Genomic DNA, 20,739 nt, shown 5'->3' with positions numbered 1-20,739 from the left:
GGCATGTTCCGCTATTTCGTCCAACGCCTGCTGGTGATGGTTCCGACGCTGATCGTGATCAGCATCGCGATCTTTGTCATTATCCAAGCGCCGCCCGGCGATTTCCTGGAGAGCTATATCTCCGAGTTGCAATCGCAGGGCGAGGCAGTGGACCCGGCCAAGATCGAGTTCCTGCGCCGGACCTATGGGCTCGATCTGCCGTTGTACATGCAGTATCTGAAGTGGGCGGGCGGCCTGCTGCAGGGCAATCTCGGCTACAGCTTCGAACACTCGTTGCCGGTCAACGAAGTGGTGGGCGACCGGCTGTCATTGACCGTCGTGGTCTCGCTCGCCTCCATTCTGTTCGTTTGGGTGGTCTCATTCCCGATCGCGGTCTATTCGGCAGTCCGGCAATATTCCATCGGCGACTATTTCTTCACGTTCCTCGGCTACATCGGGCTCGCCACGCCCAGCTTCCTTTTTGCGCTCATCCTGCTCTATTTCGCCAAGGAGTATTTCGACATCTCGATCGGCGGTCTGATGGAACCGCAATACATGGATGCGCCGTGGAGTTGGGCGAAGTTCCAGTCCATCCTCTCGCACCTGTGGATTCCCGTGCTGGTGATCGGCCTGCCCGGAACCGCCGGCATGATCCGGCGCCTGCGCGCCAACCTGCTGGATGAGCTCAACAAGCAATATGTGGTGACCGGCCGCGCCAAAGGCCTGCCGCCAGGGCGGCTGCTGGTGAAATATCCGCTGCGCGTCTCGCTCAATCCCTTCATCGCCGATATCGGCAGCCTGCTGCCGGAATTGATCTCGGGCTCGGTGATCGTGTCGGTGGTGATGTCGTTGCCGCTCACCGGGCCGATGCTGCTGGACGCGCTCAGAAGCCAAGACATGTATCTCGCCGGCTCGTTCCTGATGTTCATGGCATTCCTGACGGTTCTCGGCGTCTTCATCTCCGACATCCTGCTGGCGCTGCTCGATCCGCGCATCCGTCTCGGCGCCGGGGCCACCAAATGAACGAGCGCACCTCCTCCGACGGTGCGTCGGCGCCGCTGCCGCACTACGTCTCGCCGGCGCCGTTCGACCCCTATTCGGTCGAGCGCACGACGCCGGAGCAGGAAAAGATCTATCTCGCCTCGCAATGGAAGCTGATGGCGCTGAAGTTCAAGCGACATCGGGTGGCGGTGGTGTCGGCGATCGTGCTTGCCCTCATGTATCTGGCGGTCCTGGGCGTCGAGTTCCTGTCGCCCTATCACCAGGATACGCGCAACGTGCAGCACATCTATGTGCCGCCGCAGCCGGTGCACCTGTTCCACAAGGGCGAATTCATCGGACCGTTCGTCTATGCGCTCGACTACAAGCTCGACATGTCGAACCTGAAGCGTACCTTCACCGAGAACCCGGAGAAACCGCTGAAGATCCGCTTCTTCTGCCGCGGCGACAGATACAACTGGTGGGGCGTCGTTCCCGGCGACTTGCATCTGGTCTGTCCGCCGGAAGGCGGTCCGATGTTCCTGCTCGGCTCCGACCGGTTGGGACGCGACATGCTTTCGCGCGTCCTCTACGGCATGCGCATCTCGCTCACCATCGGCATCATGGGTGTCGCGGTCTCGATCGTTCTCGGCATAGCGCTGGGCGGGCTCGCCGGCTATTACGGCGGCTGGGTCGACGATATCGTGCAGCGCGTGATCGAGGTGATCAGGTCGATCCCGCACTTGCCCCTGTGGCTGGCGCTGGCGGCGATCCTGCCGGTCACCTGGTCGCCGCTCTGGATCTATTTCGGCATCACCATCATCCTGGGCCTGATCGACTGGACGGGTTTGGCGCGCGCGGTGCGCTCGCGGCTCTTGAGCCTGCGCGAGGAGGATTTCTGCGTTGCCGCGCAGTTGATGGGAGCGAGCCCCCGGCGCATCATCTTCCGCCATTTGATGCCGAGCTTCATGAGCCACCTCATCGCCTCGGCGACGCTCGCCATACCCAACATGATCCTGGGCGAAACGGCGCTCTCCTTCCTCGGCCTCGGCATCCGACCGCCCATCACGTCGTGGGGCGTGCTCTTGAACGAGGCGCAGAACATCAACGTGGTCGTGCTCTATCCCTGGCTGATGCTGCCGATCGTGCCGGTCATCATCGTGGTGCTGGCCTTCAACTTCATGGGCGACGGATTGCGCGACGCGGCGGACCCGTACCGATAGAAATCGCCAAGAGGTCACCAGCGCCTTTCGGCAATGCGGCCGCTCCGGGCCGCGGCGAAGAAGGTCAAGAGGTAAACGAGATGGCCCTCACGCGAGAATTCAAGCGGGCGGTCGTCGAGCGCGTGCAGCCCAACCTGAATTGGCGTGGGCACACCGGCCTGCCGGATGCCGATTCCGTGACGGAAATCACCGAGATGCTTTCGCTCACGGCGGAATCGTGCGGCGGAGAGTACGATGGGTGGAAGACGCAGGTCCTGTCGTGATCTACGGGTGCCTTCCGTCGCCCGCAGGCAATCAACCGGTATCACTTGCATGCAACGCATCGCAGTGATCGGCAATGCCGGTGGCGGCAAGTCGACATTGGCGCGTAAGCTCGCCGCGCAGCGCGAACTCCCATACATCGAGATCGATGCCCTGCTCTGGCAGCCAGGATGGAAGCCGACACCGGCTGAGATGTATGAGGCGGAACATGGGCGCCTGATCGCTCGGTCCAGTTGGGTGATCGATGGGCTGGGACGGCTGGAATCCATGGCTGATCGTCTTGAGCGCGCAACCGAGATCATCTTCATCGACATGCCGCTCTGGATGCATTTTTGGCTAGCGGCGGAACGGCAAGTCGCCTGGGCCAAGGGCGAGATTGTACATCCGCCTGCCGGCGCGGTGCGCATGCCGCCGACAGAAGCATTGTTTCGCACGATCTTTGAAGTGGATCGAGATTGGATGCCGACAGTGAGGGGTATGGTCACGATGGCGGAGTCGGCGGGCACAGCCGTTCATCGCATCACCGATGTCGAGGCCCTCAATCTCTATTCGGCCGCGACATAGATGGCTTGAAGCGCAGGTCCTCGCTCAAAGCGCAATCGCCAGGCGCGGGGCCCGGCAATCACAGCGAGGTTTCTCTAGGGCGTCGTTATCCTTGCCCGTTCGCCGCCCGGCGCCAAGTGTCGATCAGGGAGTATTCCAGCCAGGTGCGGTCGAGATAGGGCGCGGTCTCGAAGTAGCGCCGCGCGGTCTTGATGTCGCCCTTGGCGTAGGCCAGGAGCCCGACATAGGCATGGGCCCAGCCGGAGCGCTTCCAGCGCGTGTCGGCAGGCCCGGCATCGGCCGCCTTCAGTGCGTCGTCGACCGAGATCTCGCCCTGGAAATGCTTCACGAGCTGGACCGCCCAGTGCTTCGGGTCGTCATGGGGCTGGATGAGATCCTTGAGCTGGCTCTTCGCCTCCTCCGCCTTGCCGGCCTTGGTCAGCGCCACGGAGAGCAGCAGTGCCGCCCCGATGTCATGCTTGTCGTATTTGCGCCCGATCTTCAGCGCCTCGATTGCATCGGCGTCGCGGCCCTGCGCCAGTAGCATCGCGCCCAGCGCGACGGTCGGCGTGGCGTCGTCGTCCGTCTCGGTGATGACCTTGCGCAGATCCTTTTCCGCGATGTCGAGGTGGTGGCCCTCGTTGGCCGCGAACACGGCGCGCATCATCGGCGCCCAGCTGTCCTTCGGGTATTCCTTGACGATGCGGCGCAGATCCTCGCGCGCTGGTTCCGACTGGCCGGTGCGGAAGCGCACCATGGCGCGGCTGCCCAGCGCGTGCGGGTATTTCTTGGCGTAGAACAGCATCTCGTCATAGGCAGCAAGGGCGGCGCGATGCTCGCCCGCGCAGGCCATGGCGTCGGCCCAGGACATGCGGATCCACGGGCTGATCCCGAGCCGGTCCCAGGATTTGCGGTAGAGGTTCGCGGCGTTCTTGCATTGCATGCCGATGAACAGCATATCGCCGTGGATCACCTGCAGCTCGTTGAACTCCGGAAATACCTTGCGGAACTCGACGATGTCGTTGACCGCCTCCTGCCACGCGACGTTGTGGCCGAGGTTGTCGTAATAGACGATGTCGATGCGCACGCTGCGCAGCTCGCGCGAGCCGGGGAATTGTTCCAGCAGTTTGTCGAGCTCGGTCAGCGCCGCCTCGGCCCCGCGCGCCTTGTAGAGCGCAATCAGCCACCGCACCGCGAGATGGACGTCCTCGGGTCTGTCCTTGCGCTGCGCTTCGAGCACCTTCACGAAGCCCTCGTCCTTTTCCGCATAGGGCTTGTTGGTGCCGGTGCCCAGGATGCGCGCGCCCTTGTCGTCCTTCAGGAACGGCCGGATGCGGTCGATCAGCCCCGACACGGGATTGCCGAGTTGGGTGTGCTGCACGCGCCAGGGCCAACCGGCCGGCCGGGCGCCTTCGAGCAATTCGTTGCGGATCGATGCGTCGCTCGGGCCGCGCACCAGGATGGCGACGACGTTCCAGCCGCCATTGCCGTCCGAGGTGAAGATCGGCGATCCGGACGAGCCGGGCCGCGCGAAGCAAGTGCTGTTCCATAGCGGGAACTCGACCTGGCCGTAGAGCTCGCACTTGTCGTCGTCGACCAGGTGCGAGATGCCGGAAACCGGCGGGCCGCTGACGTTGCGGGCCGGCAGGGGCTCCGTCCGCTTCGCCATCTCCTCGGTCGTGATGCCCTGGAGCGCAAAGGGGATGTAGCCCTTCGGTCCCTGCCCCAGGCACTTCTCGAGCTTCAGCAGCGCCCAATCCTCGTAGTAGTTCTCCCACGCCGCCTTGCGCTTGCCGGCGGGATCGTCGTGCTTCGGAAACTGGTAGTGACCCCACGCCACGGGAACCGCTTTGGTCGAATCCAGAATCTCCGACAGCTTCGACATGTCGTTGGCCTTCTGGACCTTGGTGTAGTCGCGGACCGGGCCGATGACGAACTCGATCCTGCTCTTCATCGGCAGGTCGTTGGTCTCGACATCCGGGTCGTCGGGATCGACGACGTGGCGCGCGGTCAGGATATGGCATTCACCGATCAGGAAGCCGGTACCCCAGCCTTCGTAATTCGGCTCGCCCGGTTCGGCCTTCTTACGCGGCGGATGCTTCACCACCAGGTTGCCGACGCCGAGGCGGTCGTCGCGCCGGACGAGCTTGATGTCGTGGAGCTTGAGGATGTCCTCGATCAGCGGGTTCTGCGGGATCGATTCCGCAGATGCCGGGCGCGCCATCATCTGCATGACGAAGGCCAGCGCGAAGGCCAGGCCAACACCGATCGCCACTCGCAATGCGTACCGCACCGTTTCGCCAATGGAAATGTCAGCCGCGCGCATAGTCGAAGCCATGATCCGCCTCAGAGGATTAACCTAAAGACCCGATTAAGGAGCGTAGGCGGGGAAATCCTAATAACCGGCTAATACGAAAGGGTGCGGCCGCGCATTAGAGGCGAGTGATATTTCTGCAATTTTAGCAAAAATTGTGAACCGCGCGCGTCCAATCCGCGACTGTCCTGTCGACAGGCCAGCCCGCCACTGAATATTTTCCGAGAGCGGCGGCTTGGGGGCTGCACCGCGGCGATATTCGGGGATTTCACGAGGGCGAAATGAGAACATCGGGATTGTGGACCGCCATTGCGGCGGCCTTGGCGCTTGCGCTTTCTGGCTGCGCCCAGGAAGGCACCGAAGGCGCGAAACTCGCGCCGGGCCAGAAGCTGCAGATCACCAAGCAGGTCTGGGGCGAGTATCAGGACTATGTGAAAGTCGGCCGCGGCTTGGGCCCGGACCGGAACGGCGCTTTCGGCGTCGTCTTGGTCGGCGATCTCGGCATCGCCGGGCTTTACGCCTATCGCTATTGCCCGCGCGACTTCGACGGCTGCTACCCTGGCGGTGCCAACGGGATCAGCCGGGTTCTCGAAGCGTGCCGGCGGGACAAACTGGACTGCCTGATATTCGCACGCAATGAAGACATCCAGGTGCCGTACGAGATCATCGACTAGAGGAGGAGCGGCTCTAGGCTAGCCGCCGAAGATCAGGTTCGGAACGAACAACACCGCCCCGGGCAGAAAGATCAGCAGCAGCGTTCCGAGTGCGACCGCAGCGAAAAAGGGCGCGGACTCCCGCGTGTATTCGCCGATCGGACAGCGCAGGATCGAGCAGACCGTATACATGGCCGCTCCCACCGGCGGCGTGAAATTGCCGATCGTAGCGGCGACGATGAAAACGATGCCGAAATGCACGGAATCGCCACCCAGTTCTCGGATCAGCGGCAGGAAGATCGGCGTTAGCATGATGATGAGGACGGTCGCATCCACGAACAGACCCGCCACCAGGAGGAAGAGGGCGATCATCGCCATCACCACCTGCAGATTCTGCGACAAGCTGAGAAGCGTGTTCGACACCAGCTCGGGAATGCGCTCCAGGACGATGCCGTAACTGAAGATGGCGGAGAGCGCGATCAGGAACATGACAGCGCCGACATCGCCCAGACTGCCTTGCATCGCCTCCAGAAACGTCACACGCCCCAGCTTCCGGTAGATTGCGAGCCCGATCACGACGGCGTAGACGACCGCGAAGGCGCCGATCTCGGATGGCGTGAAGAGTCCCATCCTGAGCCCCACGAGCAGGAAGACCGGAAAGAGCAACGCCCAGATTCCGCCGCGCAGGGCGACCGCCGTCTCGCGGACCGATGGGCGCGTCTTGCGCTCCGGCTCATAGCCGCGCAGGCGCGCCGTGACGGACACGGTGACGGCAAGCGCCAGCCACAGCAGCAATGCGGGAAAGAAGCCGGCGGCGAACATCCGCCCGATGGAGACCTGGCCGATCGTGCCGTAGATGATCATGCCGATGCCGGGCGGAATGATTGGCGTGAGGAGCGCTCCGAACGACAGCGCACCCGCGACAAAGCCGCGCCGCAAGCCGCGCTTGATCATCTCGTGGCCCAGCATGCGCGATTGCATCGCCGCATCGGCGATCGCCGAGCCAGACACGCCGCCCATCAAGACCGCGAGTGCGATTGATACCTGGGCCAAGCCCCCTTTCAGCCGCCCCGTCATCACGCTCGCCAGATTCAGCAGCTGTTCGGTAATGCCGGACTTGTTCATGAAATTGCCGGCGAGGATGAAGAGCGGGATGGCCAGCAACGCGAAATTCTGCGTCTGCGATACCGTGAGCTGAACCGGGATCACGGGCGGCAGTTCGGGGTGCTGCAGGAAGAACAGGGAACCCGATATGCCGATGGCAAAGGCGACCGGCATGCCCATCAGGAGGAGCAGGATGAACGCCGCAGCGACGATCAGCATCGCAACTCCCTGCGGTCACGCATGCGCCAGGGCCGGATTGCCGCGGACCTCGTCCTGGAATTTCAGGATCGTCGTGATGAGGAGCAGGCATGCGCCCACCGGCAGGCTCATTGTCACCCAGGAATAGCTGATGTCCGGGATGCCCTGGAAACTCCGCGCGCGGCTGACATAGGAAAGCCAAGTGCCCGCGACCGCCAGGTAGACGAGAAAGCCACTGATCAGCAGGTAATTGGCGTAGCGGACCAGCCTGCGCGCCTTCTCCGGCAGCCGATTGATCGCGAAGTCGATCGACATCAAGCCGCCCTGGCGCCACGCGATATCGGCGCAGAGAAAGCATGCCCAGGCGAAGAAGCAGGTGGCGAAGTCGACCGTCCAGTTGAGCGGGTGATGCGCCATACGCGCGAAACCGCCCAGAAACAACAGCCCGACCATCAGGATCAGGAGCACGCCTGCGAGGATCGCCTCCATCTTGCCAAGCCAAGCATGGATTCGTCGCATGCAGGTGCCCTCCTTCCTGATCTATCCTGTCCTGACTCGATCACTTGCCAATCTCAGCAGTTACTGTCTGCTTGGCGTCGGTGATACCAAGGGCCTCGTAGGCTTTCTCGCCCGCCTTGCGGAATGCTTCGAGATCCACGTCCTCAATGATCGTCATGCCGCGCTCAATGAGATCGGCTTTGATCTCTTTCTCCTTCTGCTCGATCTGCGCAGAGGTCTCCTTGCCGGCTTTCTTGCATTCCTCGACCAGGGCTGTCTGGTAGTCCGGCGGCAAAGTGTCGAAGAAGGTGGAGCTGATGACCTGGAAATTGATCAGCGTGATGTGTCCTGTCTCGCTCCCATACTTGAGCACCTCGTAGAGCCGGCCGGCGGGGATATTGCTGTAGACGAGTTCCGCGCCGTCGACCGCCTTCTGCTGAAGGCCCGGATAGATCTCCGTGAACGCCAAGGCAACCGGTTCCGCGCCGAGGGCGCGGATCGATTCCTGCCAGATCGGGGCGGGCGGGGTGCGGATGCGCACGCCGGACAGATCCGCAGGCTTTCTGATCGGTTTGTTGGTGAAGAAGTGGCGTTTGCCCTGGACCCAGTCGAAGCAGACCACCTTCAGGCCGTGCTGGGTCGCGAGCTCGTCGAGCCATTTCTGGACCGTGGGCGACTGGTTGAGCTTCTCCACGTCCGCCATGGATTCCGCGAAGTAGGGGCCGTTCATCACGGCAATGCCGGGTACGTAGTTGCCGAGGCGCGCGGAATCCGTGTTCTGGCCGAGATTCGCACCCAGGCGGATCTGCTCGATGATGTCCTCTTCGACGCCGAGTTGGGCACTATGGAACACCTCGATCTTGAGCCCGCCGTTGGTTCGTTGTGCGACCCGCTCGGCCCATTGCAGGAAGCCTTGATGATAGGGCTCGCTGGCGCCGAGCACATGGTTGAAGCGCAGGGTGTAGGTCTCGGCCGCAGGAGCGAGGCTCGCAAATGCACCGATGCACGCGGCAGCGCACAATGGCGCGAGAATTTTTTTCCAATTCATCATGCGTTTCTCTCCCTTTGCTTTGTCTCTCTTGCAAGTTCCTTTGATAAAGGGCGCGGTCGCGTGATGGAGAAGCGCTCCGCCAGCATGTCGAACGCGGCCGCCGTGTGGGGATCGATCGGGATGCCCAGCACGCGACGGCGCGCCTCCTCCTCCCATTCGCGATCGCCCGGCGCCATGACTTTGCCGCCGTCGATCGAACGGGATCCGCGCAGCGCCGCCAGATAACGCTTCATGCCGTTCTGGAACGTCACCTGATCCACGAACGCACTCGGCCGCATCGCCATCACGAAGGCACCCATCACGCGCGGGCTCACCATGTCCGGCCCGCGCATCGGCGGGATCTCTACGCTCAATCGCATGCCGCTCAGGATTGCGCTGAAGATCTCCGCCAGTCCGGCGAGGCCGGCGCCCTTGAAACCGAATGCCGCGCCAAGCGGCGCCAGCATCTCGACGGCGTTTGCATCGAGCGTGTCGGCGCCGCTTCCCCCCGAGGCGGCAGCCTGCGGCAAGGCGCGACCCAGGCTGCGATAGAGCAGCACGCGGTTGTAGGAGATGGCGCTGGTCGCCATGTCGAGCAGCCACGGTCGTTCGCCTTCGATCGGCACAGCCACGGCGATCGGGTTCGTGCCGTGGAATTTCTGCGCGCCCTCGTGCAGGCGTACGAAGCTGTCGGAGTTGCAGAAGGCAAGGCCGATCGCGCCCGCTTCGGCGGCGGCATAGGCGTAGGCACCGGCGGGTCCGAAGTGCGAGGTGTTGCGGATCGCCACAGCGCCGATGCCGAGGTAGCCCGCGACCTGCACGGCATGTTCCATGGCGGTATAGGCTGCCAGCGCGCCGTGACCATGGTCCGCATCGAGCGCGGCCGCAGCGCCGTTCTCTTTGATGAAGCGCATGGACGGCCGGCCCTTGACGCGGCCGCGAGCGACCACTTCTGCATAGTGCGGCAACAGGCGAACGCCGTGGCTGTCCACGCCCAGCCGTGAGCCATGCATCATGGCGCGGGTCGCTGCCTCCGCGCTCGGCGCATCACAGCCGGCGGCCGTCAGCACCGCGCGGCAGAACCCGGACAGGGTTTCGGCCTCAAGGCGCTCGGCCCAGGTGATGGAAGGCATGTCCGTGCGTTCGGTCATAATGTCTGCCCGCCATCGACGACCAGCAGGTTGCCGGTCATGAAAGCCGACTCATCGCTGGCCAGGTAAACCGCTGCGGCCGCCATTTCCTCGACGGTGCCCAACCGGCCCATCGGCTGGCGGGCGACGAACATGGCGCGCGCCTGCTCCATGTCCCCCGTAGCCCTCATACGAGCCTCGAGCGAGGGCGACAGGGTCGTGCCCGGGCACAAGACATTGCAGCGCACGCCGTCGGTGATGATGTCGCGTGCAATGGCTTTGGTAAGGCCGATGACTGCCGCCTTACTGGCGCCATAGGCCGCGCGGCGCGGGACACCGGTGAGGCTGGAGGCAACCGAAGCGACGTTGATGATCGAACCGCGATGCCGTTCCAGCATGCCCGGCAGGGCCGCCCGGATGGTGTGGAACATCGAGGTTACGTTCTGATCGAAGCTCCGGGCCCAATCCTCCGCGCTGCAATCGAGGATCGTGCCGTCGTGGACCCAGCCGGCGCAGTTCACCAGCGCGTCGAGCGGTCCGGCGTCGGCGATCGCACGCGCGACGTTGGAAGCGTCCGTCACGTCAAGGGCGAGCGGCGTGATGGCAGGCGATTGCGCGGGAAGGTCGCGCAGCTTCGCTTCGGTGCGGCTCGCTGCGATCACCGATGCGCCCTCGCGCGCAAAGGCAAGCGTAATGGCTCGGCCGATCCCTTGGCCCGCACCCGTCACGAATGTCCGTCTGTCCAGGAGCCGTCCGGTCACGCGGTCCTCCCAGTCGCTTCCGGCCTTCGCTTGCGGCCGACGAATGTCTTGTTTATACATTAGACATTATTGGCTCGGCAGCAACCTTTTCGTGACGTGCTGGCGCTGCCTTATGCTCTCCGCGACATGAGCGGAGGATCGAAATCGATGACCCACCAAGCTGATCGCTTCTCGCTGGCCGGCCGGACTACCCTGATCATCGGCGGCTCCGGCGGGCTCGGCCGGGCAATCGCCCTCGGCTATGCCGGCGCCGGCGCGCGCGTGCTGGTGGCCGGCCGGGACCAGTCGAAGCTCGACCGGATTTCCCGCGAGCTAGGCGCCGAAGGTGCCAAGCCGCCGGTCGCCTATGCAGCCGACGTACGGGCGCCATCCGCCATTGCCGACCTGGCCGCACAGGTGGAGGCCGATCACGCGCCCGTTGACGTGCTCGTCAACTGCCAGGGAACGACTATCATCAAGCCGGCGATCGAGGTGACCGAGGCCGAATACGACCTGATCCTCGATACGAACCTGAAGAGCGTCTATTTCGCCTGCACGGAGTTCGGGCGGCGCATGTGCGAGCGCCGCGCCGGTGTCATCATCAACATCTCCTCGCTCGCCGCCCGCTCCGGCTGGGCGAAGGCAGCGCCTTATTGCGCGACGAAATGGGCGGTCACCGGACTGACCGAGACCTTTGCGGCGGAGTGGGGCGCTTTTGGGGTGCGCGTCAATGCCATCGCGCCGGGCTTTTTTCTGACCGACCTCAACCGCGACAGGATGTCGGAGGACCGCAAGGCCGAGGCACGGCGCCGCAACGCCATGCAGCGCATGGGTGAGCCGCAGGAACTGATAGGCGCCGCGATCTACCTGGCGTCGCCGGCCGCGCAGTTCGTGAGCGGCGCCACGCTCAGGGTCGATGGCGGCTATCTCGCCTCGGGGATCTGATGGCGGCAAACCGCACGCGCAGCCCGGAACGGCAGGCACCCCGGCGGCCAGCGGTGACCGGCACGGCGCCGCGCCTTTATGAGCGCGCCTCGCAGATCCTTGCCGCCGAAATCGCCGACGGAACGCTCGCGCCTGGTGCGCGATTGTTGGAATCGCGCATCGCCAATCGCTTTCACATCAGCCGCGCACCGGCGCGCCAAGCGCTGGCAGAGCTCGAGGCGCACGGGCTGGTGGTTCGCTCTGCGGGCCGCGGCTTTGTCGTAAAACCACGATCCAAGGGAAAGGCGAGCAGTCGGCGCATGCAGCCGGACACGCTGGTCGACCGGATTCGCCTGTCGCCGGAACCGAGCTGGGAACGCATCTACAAGGAGGTCGAGCAGGAGATCGTCGCGCACACCGCTTTCGCGAGCTGGCGCATCATCGAAGGCGACCTCGCTGAGTATTATGGCGTGAGCCGCACCGTGGCGCGCGACGTCATGGCGCGGCTGCAGCAGCGCGGCATCGTCAAGAAGGATGAGAAGTCGCGCTGGTATGCGCCGGGTTTGACGTCGGAGTATGTGGCGGAGCTCTACGAACTGCGCGCGGTCCTGGAGCCAGTTGCGCTGCTCAATGCCATGCCGCGCGTGCCCGCTGGATTCGTCACGACCCTGCGCAAGAATCTCGAGGCGGCCATGGCTCGGTCCGACCAGCTGACGGGCGCCGATCTCGACGCGCTGGAAAACCAGCTGCATGTGCAGCTGCTCGACTACTGCGGCAATCGCACGCTGATGGAAGCACTGGGCCTCTACCAATCGCTGCTGATCGCGCACAGCTTCCTGTATCGCTGGACACCGCCGCTCTATCCGGCCGAGCCGTTCCTGCCGGAGCACCTCAAGGTCGCGGAGCGCTTGGAAGCCGGCCACGTCAGCGAAGCAGCGAAGGCACTTGAGGAGCACCTGCATGTCTCGCTGGATCGGGCGGTCGCGCGCATCAAGGTGGTCGCGCGCGACTCCCGGCCCAGCGCGCTGCCCTATCTGACGCCCTTGCGCGCCACCGCTAGTCGGTGATGCGGATGTGTCCCGGCTGCTCGGCGACGCGTGCGAGCCAGGCGCTCGTCGTGGGAAAGCGCGACAGATCGAAGCCGCCTTCATGCGCGACGTGAGTGTAGGCGTAGAGCGCGATGTCCGCGATCGAGTAGCCGCTGCCGGCGAACCAGGCGTGGTCCTTGAGCCAGGTCTCCATCACGGAGAGCGCGTGATAGCCGCGGTCGATCCGCATCGGCAATTGGGGCTCGTTCTCGTTGGTCTTGCCGAGATGCGCGACCCAATGGCGGACCACCGCGATGTAGGGCTCGTGGCTATACTGCTCGAAGAACATCCATTGCATCGCCGTCGCGCGATCGCGCTTGGCATCGGGCCAATATCTGGTGCCCTCCGCGAAGTAGTAGAGGATAGCGTTGGATTCGAAGAGGTAGGAACCATCCGGCAAGCGGACGGTCGGCACCTTGCCGTTCGGGTTCCGGCTGAGGAACTCAGGCGTGCGGGTGGAGCCGTCGTCGACGTTGAACTCGATGCGCTCGAACCTGAGGCCCAGATGGCTCAGCAGCAGCCGCACCTTGTAGGCGTTGCCGGAAATGGCGGAATCATAGAGCACAAGGTCGGGCTGGCTGGTCATGCTGCGGCTCCTCGGGATGGGTTGAGGGTTAGTCCTACGGACCCTACCGCGTGCGCAAGCCAGAAGTTATGATGCTAAGGCTTAGCTGGACTTGGCCTTAGTGAATCGATGCGCTCCTTGCCTCCGCTGACCGCGTTGCGCGCCTTCGAGGCGGCGGCCCGCCACGGCAATTTCGTGAAGGCGGCAGCGGAACTCGGCGTCACCGCCGGTGCTATCAGCCAGCACATCAAAGGGCTGGAGGAGCGGCTCGGCATCACGTTGTTCCGGCGCCAGGCGCGCGGCGTGAAGCTGACCGAGGCGGGGCGCGCCTATCTGCCCGGCATCGCCGAGGGATTCGATCGTCTCGCGCGCGCCACGTTGCAGGTGCACGAGTCCAGCCTGGCGGGGCGGCTCACGGTCACGGTGCTGCCTTCTTTCGCGGCGGGCTGGCTGGTGCGGCGGCTGCCCGCCTTCCGCGCGCGGCACCCCGACATCGACCTCGTCATCCGCTCCGAACGGCAGACCGTCGACCTGCATCGCGACGAGGCGGACCTCGCGATCCGCTATGGGCTCGGCGACTTTCCCAATCTCGAAGCGACGCACCTGATGCGGGAGGAGATCTTTCCCGTCTGCGCGCCGGCGCTGCTCAATGCCGATCCGCCCTTGCGCGCGCCCGCCGATCTCGCGCGCCATGAGCTGCTGCACGATGCGGGCGCGCTGGGCAATGAGCCGTGGATCCGCTGGCAGCCCTGGCTCGATGCTTTCGGCCTCAGCGAGGCGGGCAAGCCGCCGGGCCTGCATTTCACCGATTCGGTGCAGCTCTACCAGGCGGCCTTGCTGGGGCAGGGCGTCGCGCTCGGGCGCAGCGTGCTGATCGGCGACGAGCTCGCGGCGGGCCGCCTGGTGCGGCCGTTCGCGGACTCACGCTCATCCTCCTACGCGTATTACGCGGTAACGACGCGCACCGCGCGCGCCAATCCGCGTGTTGCCGCCTTCATCGCTTGGGTGATGGCGGAAATGACGCAGCAGGAAATCGAGAGCTAGTGCACTGGCGCGACGGCGTTCGCCTGCCCGAGCGCGATGCGCAGATCGGGTGCCGCGCACTTCTCCGCATCGAGCGGCTTCAAGGTGAGCTCCGCATCGCGCAGCAGCACGGCGAGTGAAATGAGCGAGGGCAGCGCCGCGCGGGCCGCGGTGGGCGGCAGCAGCTGCGTCAATGCCGACCAGGCGATGCCGTGCTGGGTGCGCTGGCTGGCGGCAACGGCGCCCAGCAACAGCGCTTCGTCGGGGCTGACATAGGCGCAGCGCGGGCAGCGCACATCGATCTGGCGCAGGGCCGCGGCGGCGAGCGCCGAGAAGATATCGTCGATCAGGTCCATGCCCTGCGGCACGCCCGCGCGCAGGAATCCTTCACCCGCGATGCCGCGATAGGCGCTCGGTCGATCTCGTCCGTCGGAGTCTTGCCGCTGTCGGAAGGCGGTGAGCCAGGCGCGCATTCCCCACAGCAGGAACTGTCCAGCGAAATCCAACTCGTCCACGCGCAGGCCGGTCTCGTGGTCGCTGGCAGGCGCAGCGTGGGAAGGCGTGGTACGGCCGGTCATGCGGGCTCCGCCGATGTGGGGGTGGGGCGCTCGCGGGTCGGCATTTGCCAGTGTTGGTCTCGGCGTTTCTGGGAGAAGCCGTCGCCGCCCCGCGAGCCCGGTCCTTGTAGCAGGGCTCAGATGCAATTGCAAGTCATTCGCAAAAAGAATCTTCGAAGCACGCGGCATTGCGAAAAAGATCCAGGCGGCGTCGGGGATTCGCCGCCTGGGAGTGGGGAGGCATAAACCTATGGTCGTCCGCACCGTGACTGTTGAGCCGTCCCGCGCGGCAAGGCGCCACCCGCCGCATGCGACTGGTTGTCGCTGACTCGCTCGAAGACGAGACGGCCTCGTCCGATCGGTCATGGTCGTGCTGTCACGTTCGATGGCGCGTGCGTCACTGCTCGCGAAGGCACGTCACGGCGGTGTGACGCATCTGCAAAAGGTTGCCACTAGTGCGGCTGAAACTATGAGTCACTTATACCATGATGCGGCGCATCGCTCAAGGGGATTCTCGCTAAGGTTGTAGCTAGGGGCTAGCGGTTGCGTCGAGGAGCATGCAGGCCGATCCGTGCAGAGTGCAGTTTACTCAGGTAGTCCAGCTTTGCGCAGGGCTTCGACCAAGTGCTCGCGATCGCTGGCAAGGCGCAGCGGTTGGCGACTCATGGAGCGCGAAATCGAGAAATCGGGTTTGAGGCGCATGGTCTCGGCAGCGTGATGGCGGGCGCGTTCGCTGTTCCCCAGCATCGCGTGGCTGGCGGCGAGATAGACATGCACCCAGTAGGGCGGGTCGGTCGCGCGCTCCAGGGCGGCGATCGCCTCCTCATACTGACGGGCCATGAAATAAGCGATGCCGTTGATCGGCCACAACCAAGTCGGATCGAAGAAGGGATCGAGGGCGCGCGCCTGCTTGAAGTACTCGAGCGCCTTCAGCGAATCGCCCAGGGTAATATGAAGATCGCCGAAGCCCGCCATCAGGAGAGCGCTGTTGCGGTTGAGTTCCAGCGCTTTCAGGTAATGGTGCTCGGTGAGGTGATAGGCGCCGCGCGCCTGGTGGATGCGGGCGACCGCTACGTGCGATGACGGATCGTTGGGATCGAGCTCCACCGCCTTCTGCGCCAGCTCGAAGCCGCGATCGAGGATGCTGAGCGGCGCGTCGAAATCGCGGTACCAACAGGTGATCTCGAGATTCGCCAGCAGCGAATAGGCGCGGGCATAGGTGGGATCGAGGGCGATCGCCTGCTGGAAGAGCGCGCGCGCCTCCTCGGTGGCGCCGGGACGATAGACCGGCAGGGCATCGCCTCGCAGCACCAGCTCATAGGCGGCGAGGCTGGCGGGCGCCTTGCGCTTCGCGCGGTCGGTGGCGGCGGCGTTCATGCGCCCGACCAGGGTGGCTGCGATAGTCTTCACCACCTGGTCCTGGACCTCGAACAGCTCCTCCTCGTTGCGGTCGAAGCGGTCCGCCCAGACGTGATGACCGGTCGCGGTGTCGATGAGCTGCGCCGTGATGCGGATGCGGTTGCCGATGCGGCGCACGCTGCCTTCGACGACATACTGCACGCCAAGGTCGCGCCCGACGCGCTGTACGTCGACGTCCTGGCCGCGATAGCGGAACGAGCTGTTCCGCGCCAGCACCTGCAGCTGCCTGAACCGCGCAAGCTCGGTGATGATGTCCTCGGTGACGCCGTCGCTGAAGTATTGCTGCTCGACATCGCCGCTCATGCTGGTGAAGGGCAGGACCGCGATGGATGGCTTATCGCTTGGCGCCGCAGCGACGGCGATGGGAATCCGGGTCAGGCCCGCCACGCGATAGACCCTGACAGGCATCCCGATATTCTTCAGGCTCTGCTCGCCGAGTTCCTCGAACGCTGCCTCGAACTTGTTGCGGACCTGGTCATAGGCGGTACCGGAAAGATAGATGCCGCCGGGATCCGCAGCGTTTTCCAAGCGCGCCGCAATATTGACGCCGTCGCCATACAGGTCGCCGCGCTCCACCACCACGTCGCCCAGATTGATGCCGATGCGCAGCACAATGCGGCGGTCATCGGGCTGCTCGCTGGCCGCTTGGGCCATGGCCTGCTGCAGGTCGATCGCGCATTGCACGGCGTTCACGGCGCTGGCGAACTCCACCATGATGCCGTCGCCGGTGACCTTGAATACGCGGCCCTGATGCTGCGCGACCAGAGGCTGCACAATATCCTTGCGCCGGCTCTTGAGCGTGGCGAGGGTCCCTACCTCGTCCAGCTCCATCAATCGGCTGTAGCCGACGACGTCGGCAGCGAGGATGGCGGCAAGGCGGCGCTGCGGGCGGAGGTCCGACATTGCTATGCCCTAAAATATTGTCAGAATCATAGGATCACGCTGAGCGGGTGTCCATCGGCATGCACCGGCCGCAAGGCGTATCGAGACAAAGAGGCATGGCCATGATCGAGAAGTTGACGGCGGAGGAGCGGGCAACGGCCCTGAAGGAGCTGAGTGGCTGGAACCTGGTGGAAGGACGCGATGCGATCCAGCGCTCCTTCAAGTTCAAGAATTTCAATGAGGCCTGGGGCTTCATGACCCGCGTCGCGCTGATGGCGGAGAAGGCCGACCATCATCCGGAATGGTTCAACGTCTATAACCGGGTCGATGTCCTGCTCAGCACGCATGAGTGCAACGGCCTCAGCCAGCGGGATGTGAAGCTGGCCCGTCAGATATCAGGGATCAGTAATCAGTAATCAGAGGAATTCCGTTCTGAGCACTGATACCTGACTACTGATACCTGACCTACCGCGGTGGCATCCTGAGCGCGCCGTCGAGGCGGATGACCTCGCCGTTCAACATCACGTTCTCGACCATATGCTGGACGAGGTGCGCCACCTCCTTCGAATCGGCGAGGCGCTGCGGGAACGGGATGGACTGGGCGAGCGCATCCTGCATCTCCTGCGGCAGGCTGGTCAGCATCGGCGTGGCGACGAGGCCCGGCGCGACGGAAAGCACGCGGATGCCGTGGCGCGCGAGATCACGCGCGGCCGGCAAGGTCATGCCTGCCATGCCGGCTTTCGAGGCCGCATAGGCGATCTGCCCGATCTGGCCTTCATAGGCAGCGATCGACGAGGTGTTGATGATGACACCGCGCTCGCCGTCGGCCAGCGGTGCGAGCGGCGCCATGTCGGCGGCGGCAAGGCGCAAAAGGTTGAAGGCGCCGATCAGGTTGACCTCGATCACGCGCTGGAACGCATCGAGCGGCAGCGGTCCGTCCTTGCCCAGAATGCGCCCTGGCGACAGGATGCCGGCGCAGTTCACGAGAATGCGCGCAGGCCCATGCGCTTCGCGCGCGGCGGCGATCGCCTGCGCGGCGGATTCGGCGCTCGCGATGTCGCAGGCAAAGGCGCGGCCGCCGCACTCCCGTGCGACCGCTTCGGCCCCCTCGAGATTGACGTCGAGCACCGCCACCTTGGCGCCGAGGCCGGCCAGATGCTGCGCCACCGATGCGCCGATGCCCGACCCGCCGCCGGCGACCAGAGCGGATTGCGTTGCGACCTGCATGGGCTGCTCCTTGGCTGGATGGCTGGTCTTAGCAAGCACTTGGCTGGAACGCCACGTCCGCCCGCTGTGTCTCGCCGGCCACAGACGCGCTTGATTCGACGAAAATGGACTGACAGATATTGAAACCTGTCAGTCCATGTCGCAACTTCGGAGGACCTGCAAAGGAGGTTCTCATGAAAACGCGCTCGCTTGGTAAAACCGGACCCGCCGTCTCCGCGCTCGGCCTGGGTTGCATGGGCATGTCGCCGGATTTCTATGGCCCGGCGGAGGAAGCGGAGGGCATCGCCACCATTCATGCCGCGCTCGAGACCGGCATCACGCTGCTCGACACCGGGGATTTCTACGGCATCGGCCATAACGAGATGCTGATCCGCGAGGCGCTCAAAGGGCGCAAGCGCGACAACGTCATTCTCAGCGTGAAGTTCGGCGCGCTGCGCGAGCCGGGCGGCGGCTTTGGCGGCTATGACGCGCGGCCAACGGCTGTGAAGAACGCGCTGGCCTACAGCCTGAAGCGCCTCGGCACCGACTATATCGACATCTATCGGCCCTCGCGGGTCGATCCGGCGGTGCCGATCGAGGACACGATCGGCGCCATCGCGGACATGGTGAAGGCGGGCTACGTGCGCCATATTGGCCTCTCGGAAATGGGCGCGGAGACGATCCGCCGCGCCCACAAGACTCACCCGATCGTCGATCTGCAGATCGAGTATTCGCTGTTCACGCGGTCGATTGAAGCGGAAATCCTGCCGACCCTGCGCGAGCTCGGCATCGGGGTCACTGCCTATGGCGTGCTCTCACGCGGGCTCCTGAGCGGTCATTGGAGCAAAGAGCGCAGCGCAGGCGAAAAGGGCTTCCGCGCCCGCAGCCCACGTTTCAGCGGCGACAATCTCGATCGCAATCTGGCGCTGGTCGAGGCGTTGCGCGGTATCGCCGAGACTAAGGGCGTCAGTGTCGCGCAGGCTGCGATCGGCTGGGTGCTGTCGCGCGGTGAGGATATCGTGCCGCTGGTCGGTGCACGCAAGCGCGATCGGCTTGTCGAGGCGTTGGGCGCTCTCGATGTGACTTTCAGCGCCGAGGAATTGGAGCGGATCGAGCGGGCGGTGCCTCTTGGCGCGGCGGCGGGAGACCGCTATGACAGCTGGGGCATGTCCATGCTGGACAGCGAGAAGCGCAGCACGGGCAGGGAGAATGCGGCTTGAGCCACCATGAATGACGTTGCCAGCGATGGCATCCTGACGCGCGAGAAGATCCTGGAAGCGGCGGAGGAAGTCCTCCGCCGCTTCGGTCCGTCCAAGGCGACCGTGGTGGATGTGGCGCGCGCGCTGGGCGTCAGCCATGGCAGCGTCTATCGCCACTTCCCCAGCAAGGCGGCCTTGCGCGACGCGGTGCTAGAGCGTTGGCTGCACCGGATCACCGAACCTTTGGAAGAGATCGTGCGCGGGCGGCAACCGGCGCCGGAGCGGCTCAGGCTGTGGCTGGAGCAGCTGATGGCTGTCAAGCGGCGGCGGGCGCTGAACGAACCCGAATTGTTCGCGACCTATATCAGCCTGGCGGGCGATGCACGCGAGGTGACCAAGGCCCATGTGGACGCCCTGATCGACCAGGCAACGCGCATCATCGCGGACGGAGTGAAGAGCGGCACCATCATGGCGAAGGACGCCGGGGTGGCGGCGCGCTCGGTGTTCGACGCGACCGCCCGCTTCCACAATCCGGCCCATGCCGGCGAGTGGGCCGATCCGGCGATTGACCAGGCGTTCGAAGGCGTGTGGGCGCTCTTGAAGGCGGCGCTCACGGCGCGCTCCGGGCCCAAGCGCCGCTAGAACCAGCGCGGGGACCTTCAATCCGTCAGGTTGGCGATTGTCGTCCGATCGATGTGGCTTACGCGATCGAGCTTGATCGACGCGCGGTAGAGGTTGAGGGCGCTCAGCGTGCGCGGGCCGGCGATACCATCGACGGGGCCCGGGTCGAATCCCAGCATCTTCAGCTTGCTCTGCAGCGCGCGAATGTCGGCGGACGTCGGGGTCTCGGCGCTTCCCTCTGTCGCGGGCACCTCACTCTCTGGATCCGCCGGAGCTGCCTGCGCGCTCTCGCCGATGAGCGGGATCCGCGGCGTGGTGGCCGGCAACGTCTGGTTGGCGAGCCACAGGGTTGCTCCCGTCATGAACACCAGGCAGAGCGATCCGGCGATCCGATCCAGGGCTACTGCGCGCTCCCGCACAGAGGGCCCGCCGCGGATGCGGCGACAGAACAGGATCTGAACGTCAGTCCTGAACCGCCGCGCAAGGTTGGAAAGCGGAAAGCGGGAGCCCATGGCATCGCCACCATTGCCCGTAAGGCAGCAGGCAAACACGGGATCCGCCTTTTCGGTTCCGGTCTATCCATCGAGATCGTTGAATTCGCTGC

General features: G+C 64.6%; 22 protein-coding genes. 11 read left to right on the top strand and 11 right to left on the bottom strand.

Going from position 1 to position 20,739, the window contains the following annotated elements; translation table 11 throughout:
* Window positions 1–3 precede the first annotated feature (3 nt).
* From DTX69_RS18810 to DTX69_RS18795, 4 genes are all read left to right on the top strand, one after another.
* Window positions 4–1,002, top strand: a complete 999-nt coding sequence (locus tag DTX69_RS18810; protein ID WP_119303088.1) for an ABC transporter permease — start codon at window positions 4–6, stop codon at window positions 1,000–1,002.
* Window positions 999–2,180, top strand: coding sequence for an ABC transporter permease (locus DTX69_RS18805; RefSeq protein WP_119303087.1), 1,182 nt, complete (start codon window positions 999–1,001; stop codon window positions 2,178–2,180). Before DTX69_RS18810 ends, DTX69_RS18805 begins: the two co-directional genes overlap by 4 nt.
* Before the next feature lie 80 nt (window positions 2,181–2,260).
* Entirely contained in the window at window positions 2,261–2,443 is a 183-nt protein-coding gene (locus tag DTX69_RS18800; RefSeq protein WP_119303086.1) for a hypothetical protein, read from the top strand.
* A gap of 49 nt (window positions 2,444–2,492) precedes the next feature.
* Complete coding sequence (locus DTX69_RS18795; protein ID WP_119303085.1) at window positions 2,493–3,005, top strand: P-loop NTPase family protein; 513 nt, start codon at window positions 2,493–2,495, stop codon at window positions 3,003–3,005.
* A gap of 85 nt (window positions 3,006–3,090) precedes the next feature.
* On the opposite strand, the gene DTX69_RS18790 is transcribed toward DTX69_RS18795, so the two are convergent.
* On the bottom strand, window positions 3,091–5,322 hold the full coding sequence (locus DTX69_RS18790; protein ID WP_119303084.1) for a trypsin-like peptidase domain-containing protein: 2,232 nt from the start codon (window positions 5,320–5,322) through the stop codon (window positions 3,091–3,093).
* Window positions 5,323–5,579: 257 nt separating this feature from the next.
* Here DTX69_RS18790 and DTX69_RS18785 point away from each other — a divergent pair, with 257 nt between their 5' ends.
* Window positions 5,580–5,972: a hypothetical protein gene (locus DTX69_RS18785; protein ID WP_162917353.1), complete on the top strand. Its 393-nt coding sequence runs from the start codon at window positions 5,580–5,582 to the stop codon at window positions 5,970–5,972.
* 18 nt (window positions 5,973–5,990) lie between these two features.
* Here the strand turns inward: DTX69_RS18785 and DTX69_RS18780 are convergent, their stop codons facing one another.
* Genes DTX69_RS18780 through DTX69_RS18760 form a run of 5 tightly spaced genes read right to left on the bottom strand, consistent with a single transcriptional unit; the run spans window position 5,991 to window position 10,672 of the window.
* Window positions 5,991–7,274: a TRAP transporter large permease gene (locus DTX69_RS18780; protein ID WP_119303082.1), complete on the bottom strand. Its 1,284-nt coding sequence runs from the start codon at window positions 7,272–7,274 to the stop codon at window positions 5,991–5,993.
* Window positions 7,275–7,289: 15 nt separating this feature from the next.
* The gene (locus DTX69_RS18775) at window positions 7,290–7,772 is read right to left on the bottom strand and encodes a TRAP transporter small permease (RefSeq protein ID WP_119303081.1); all 483 of its coding nucleotides are present in this window, start codon (window positions 7,770–7,772) and stop codon (window positions 7,290–7,292) included.
* Window positions 7,773–7,812: 40 nt separating this feature from the next.
* Window positions 7,813–8,802, bottom strand: a complete 990-nt coding sequence (locus DTX69_RS18770; RefSeq protein ID WP_119303080.1) for a C4-dicarboxylate TRAP transporter substrate-binding protein — start codon at window positions 8,800–8,802, stop codon at window positions 7,813–7,815.
* A complete protein-coding gene (locus tag DTX69_RS18765; protein ID WP_119303079.1) occupies window positions 8,799–9,932 on the bottom strand; it encodes an Ldh family oxidoreductase in 1,134 nt (377 codons plus the stop codon). The genes DTX69_RS18770 and DTX69_RS18765 overlap by 4 nt, the downstream gene beginning before the upstream one ends.
* Window positions 9,929–10,672: an SDR family oxidoreductase gene (locus tag DTX69_RS18760; RefSeq protein WP_119303116.1), complete on the bottom strand. Its 744-nt coding sequence runs from the start codon at window positions 10,670–10,672 to the stop codon at window positions 9,929–9,931. Before DTX69_RS18760 ends, DTX69_RS18765 begins: the two co-directional genes overlap by 4 nt.
* A gap of 147 nt (window positions 10,673–10,819) precedes the next feature.
* Between DTX69_RS18760 and DTX69_RS18755 the strand changes: the two genes are divergently transcribed.
* A complete protein-coding gene (locus tag DTX69_RS18755; protein WP_162917351.1) occupies window positions 10,820–11,596 on the top strand; it encodes an SDR family NAD(P)-dependent oxidoreductase in 777 nt (258 codons plus the stop codon).
* On the top strand, window positions 11,596–12,642 hold the full coding sequence (locus DTX69_RS18750; RefSeq protein WP_119303077.1) for a GntR family transcriptional regulator: 1,047 nt from the start codon (window positions 11,596–11,598) through the stop codon (window positions 12,640–12,642). Before DTX69_RS18755 ends, DTX69_RS18750 begins: the two co-directional genes overlap by 1 nt.
* Here DTX69_RS18750 and DTX69_RS18745 read toward each other — a convergent pair.
* The gene (locus DTX69_RS18745) at window positions 12,632–13,249 is read right to left on the bottom strand and encodes a glutathione S-transferase family protein (RefSeq protein ID WP_119303076.1); all 618 of its coding nucleotides are present in this window, start codon (window positions 13,247–13,249) and stop codon (window positions 12,632–12,634) included. The genes DTX69_RS18750 and DTX69_RS18745 overlap by 11 nt on opposite strands.
* 108 nt (window positions 13,250–13,357) lie before the next feature.
* Between DTX69_RS18745 and gcvA the strand changes: the two genes are divergently transcribed.
* The gene (gene gcvA, locus DTX69_RS18740; protein ID WP_119303075.1) at window positions 13,358–14,272 is read left to right on the top strand and encodes a transcriptional regulator GcvA; all 915 of its coding nucleotides are present in this window, start codon (window positions 13,358–13,360) and stop codon (window positions 14,270–14,272) included.
* Here gcvA and DTX69_RS18735 read toward each other — a convergent pair.
* Both DTX69_RS18735 and DTX69_RS18730 read right to left on the bottom strand, forming a co-directional pair.
* Window positions 14,269–14,829, bottom strand: a complete 561-nt coding sequence (locus DTX69_RS18735; RefSeq protein ID WP_119303074.1) for a hypothetical protein — start codon at window positions 14,827–14,829, stop codon at window positions 14,269–14,271. The genes gcvA and DTX69_RS18735 overlap by 4 nt on opposite strands.
* Window positions 14,830–15,393: 564 nt before the next feature.
* Window positions 15,394–17,130: an adenylate/guanylate cyclase domain-containing protein gene (locus DTX69_RS18730; RefSeq protein WP_119303073.1), complete on the bottom strand. Its 1,737-nt coding sequence runs from the start codon at window positions 17,128–17,130 to the stop codon at window positions 15,394–15,396.
* A gap of 59 nt (window positions 17,131–17,189) precedes the next feature.
* Between DTX69_RS18730 and DTX69_RS18725 the strand changes: the two genes are divergently transcribed.
* Window positions 17,190–17,525 carry a 4a-hydroxytetrahydrobiopterin dehydratase gene (locus DTX69_RS18725; RefSeq protein ID WP_284735907.1) on the top strand — a complete coding sequence of 112 codons (336 nt, stop codon included), beginning with the start codon at window positions 17,190–17,192 and terminating at the stop codon, window positions 17,523–17,525.
* A gap of 49 nt (window positions 17,526–17,574) precedes the next feature.
* Here DTX69_RS18725 and DTX69_RS18720 read toward each other — a convergent pair whose 3' ends face one another.
* On the bottom strand, window positions 17,575–18,336 hold the full coding sequence (locus tag DTX69_RS18720) for an SDR family NAD(P)-dependent oxidoreductase (RefSeq protein ID WP_119303071.1): 762 nt from the start codon (window positions 18,334–18,336) through the stop codon (window positions 17,575–17,577).
* A 173-nt stretch (window positions 18,337–18,509) separates the two neighbouring features.
* Between DTX69_RS18720 and DTX69_RS18715 the strand changes: the two genes are divergently transcribed.
* The gene (locus DTX69_RS18715; RefSeq protein ID WP_119303070.1) at window positions 18,510–19,535 is read left to right on the top strand and encodes an aldo/keto reductase; all 1,026 of its coding nucleotides are present in this window, start codon (window positions 18,510–18,512) and stop codon (window positions 19,533–19,535) included.
* A gap of 6 nt (window positions 19,536–19,541) precedes the next feature.
* Window positions 19,542–20,156 (top strand): TetR family transcriptional regulator, encoded by a 615-nt coding sequence (locus DTX69_RS18710; protein WP_119303069.1) that lies wholly within the window; start codon window positions 19,542–19,544, stop codon window positions 20,154–20,156.
* 17 nt (window positions 20,157–20,173) lie between these two features.
* On the opposite strand, the gene DTX69_RS18705 is transcribed toward DTX69_RS18710, so the two are convergent.
* Window positions 20,174–20,647, bottom strand: a complete 474-nt coding sequence (locus tag DTX69_RS18705) for a peptidoglycan-binding domain-containing protein (protein ID WP_119303068.1) — start codon at window positions 20,645–20,647, stop codon at window positions 20,174–20,176.
* Window positions 20,648–20,739: the final 92 nt, after the last annotated feature.

The organism is Dongia deserti (assembly GCF_003574735.1).
GTDB lineage: Bacteria > Pseudomonadota > Alphaproteobacteria > Dongiales > Dongiaceae > Dongia_A > Dongia_A deserti.
The sequence above is the reverse complement of the archived record's forward strand: the minus strand, read 5'-3'. Positions and strand labels throughout refer to the sequence as shown.

What these genes read in the sequence shown, in the direction of transcription:
- DTX69_RS18745 (WP_119303076.1), bottom strand. Translation starts at nt 13,249, where the DNA reads ATGACCAGCCAGCCCGACCTTGTGCTCTATGATTCCGCCATTTCCGGC.
- DTX69_RS18750 (WP_119303077.1), top strand. Translation starts at nt 11,596, where the DNA reads ATGGCGGCAAACCGCACGCGCAGCCCGGAACGGCAGGCACCCCGGCGG.
- DTX69_RS18805 (WP_119303087.1), top strand. Translation starts at nt 999, where the DNA reads ATGAACGAGCGCACCTCCTCCGACGGTGCGTCGGCGCCGCTGCCGCAC.
- DTX69_RS18725 (WP_284735907.1), top strand. Translation starts at nt 17,190, where the DNA reads ATGCACCGGCCGCAAGGCGTATCGAGACAAAGAGGCATGGCCATGATC.
- gcvA (WP_119303075.1), top strand. Translation starts at nt 13,358, where the DNA reads ATGCGCTCCTTGCCTCCGCTGACCGCGTTGCGCGCCTTCGAGGCGGCG.
- DTX69_RS18810 (WP_119303088.1), top strand. Translation starts at nt 4, where the DNA reads ATGTTCCGCTATTTCGTCCAACGCCTGCTGGTGATGGTTCCGACGCTG.
- DTX69_RS18770 (WP_119303080.1), bottom strand. Translation starts at nt 8,802, where the DNA reads ATGATGAATTGGAAAAAAATTCTCGCGCCATTGTGCGCTGCCGCGTGC.
- DTX69_RS18765 (WP_119303079.1), bottom strand. Translation starts at nt 9,932, where the DNA reads ATGACCGAACGCACGGACATGCCTTCCATCACCTGGGCCGAGCGCCTT.
- DTX69_RS18785 (WP_162917353.1), top strand. Translation starts at nt 5,580, where the DNA reads ATGAGAACATCGGGATTGTGGACCGCCATTGCGGCGGCCTTGGCGCTT.
- DTX69_RS18795 (WP_119303085.1), top strand. Translation starts at nt 2,493, where the DNA reads ATGCAACGCATCGCAGTGATCGGCAATGCCGGTGGCGGCAAGTCGACA.
- DTX69_RS18800 (WP_119303086.1), top strand. Translation starts at nt 2,261, where the DNA reads ATGGCCCTCACGCGAGAATTCAAGCGGGCGGTCGTCGAGCGCGTGCAG.
- DTX69_RS18705 (WP_119303068.1), bottom strand. Translation starts at nt 20,647, where the DNA reads ATGGGCTCCCGCTTTCCGCTTTCCAACCTTGCGCGGCGGTTCAGGACT.
- DTX69_RS18780 (WP_119303082.1), bottom strand. Translation starts at nt 7,274, where the DNA reads ATGCTGATCGTCGCTGCGGCGTTCATCCTGCTCCTCCTGATGGGCATG.
- DTX69_RS18790 (WP_119303084.1), bottom strand. Translation starts at nt 5,322, where the DNA reads ATGGCTTCGACTATGCGCGCGGCTGACATTTCCATTGGCGAAACGGTG.
- DTX69_RS18755 (WP_162917351.1), top strand. Translation starts at nt 10,820, where the DNA reads ATGACCCACCAAGCTGATCGCTTCTCGCTGGCCGGCCGGACTACCCTG.
- DTX69_RS18720 (WP_119303071.1), bottom strand. Translation starts at nt 18,336, where the DNA reads ATGCAGGTCGCAACGCAATCCGCTCTGGTCGCCGGCGGCGGGTCGGGC.
- DTX69_RS18775 (WP_119303081.1), bottom strand. Translation starts at nt 7,772, where the DNA reads ATGCGACGAATCCATGCTTGGCTTGGCAAGATGGAGGCGATCCTCGCA.
- DTX69_RS18735 (WP_119303074.1), bottom strand. Translation starts at nt 14,829, where the DNA reads ATGACCGGCCGTACCACGCCTTCCCACGCTGCGCCTGCCAGCGACCAC.
- DTX69_RS18710 (WP_119303069.1), top strand. Translation starts at nt 19,542, where the DNA reads ATGAATGACGTTGCCAGCGATGGCATCCTGACGCGCGAGAAGATCCTG.
- DTX69_RS18730 (WP_119303073.1), bottom strand. Translation starts at nt 17,130, where the DNA reads ATGTCGGACCTCCGCCCGCAGCGCCGCCTTGCCGCCATCCTCGCTGCC.
- DTX69_RS18715 (WP_119303070.1), top strand. Translation starts at nt 18,510, where the DNA reads ATGAAAACGCGCTCGCTTGGTAAAACCGGACCCGCCGTCTCCGCGCTC.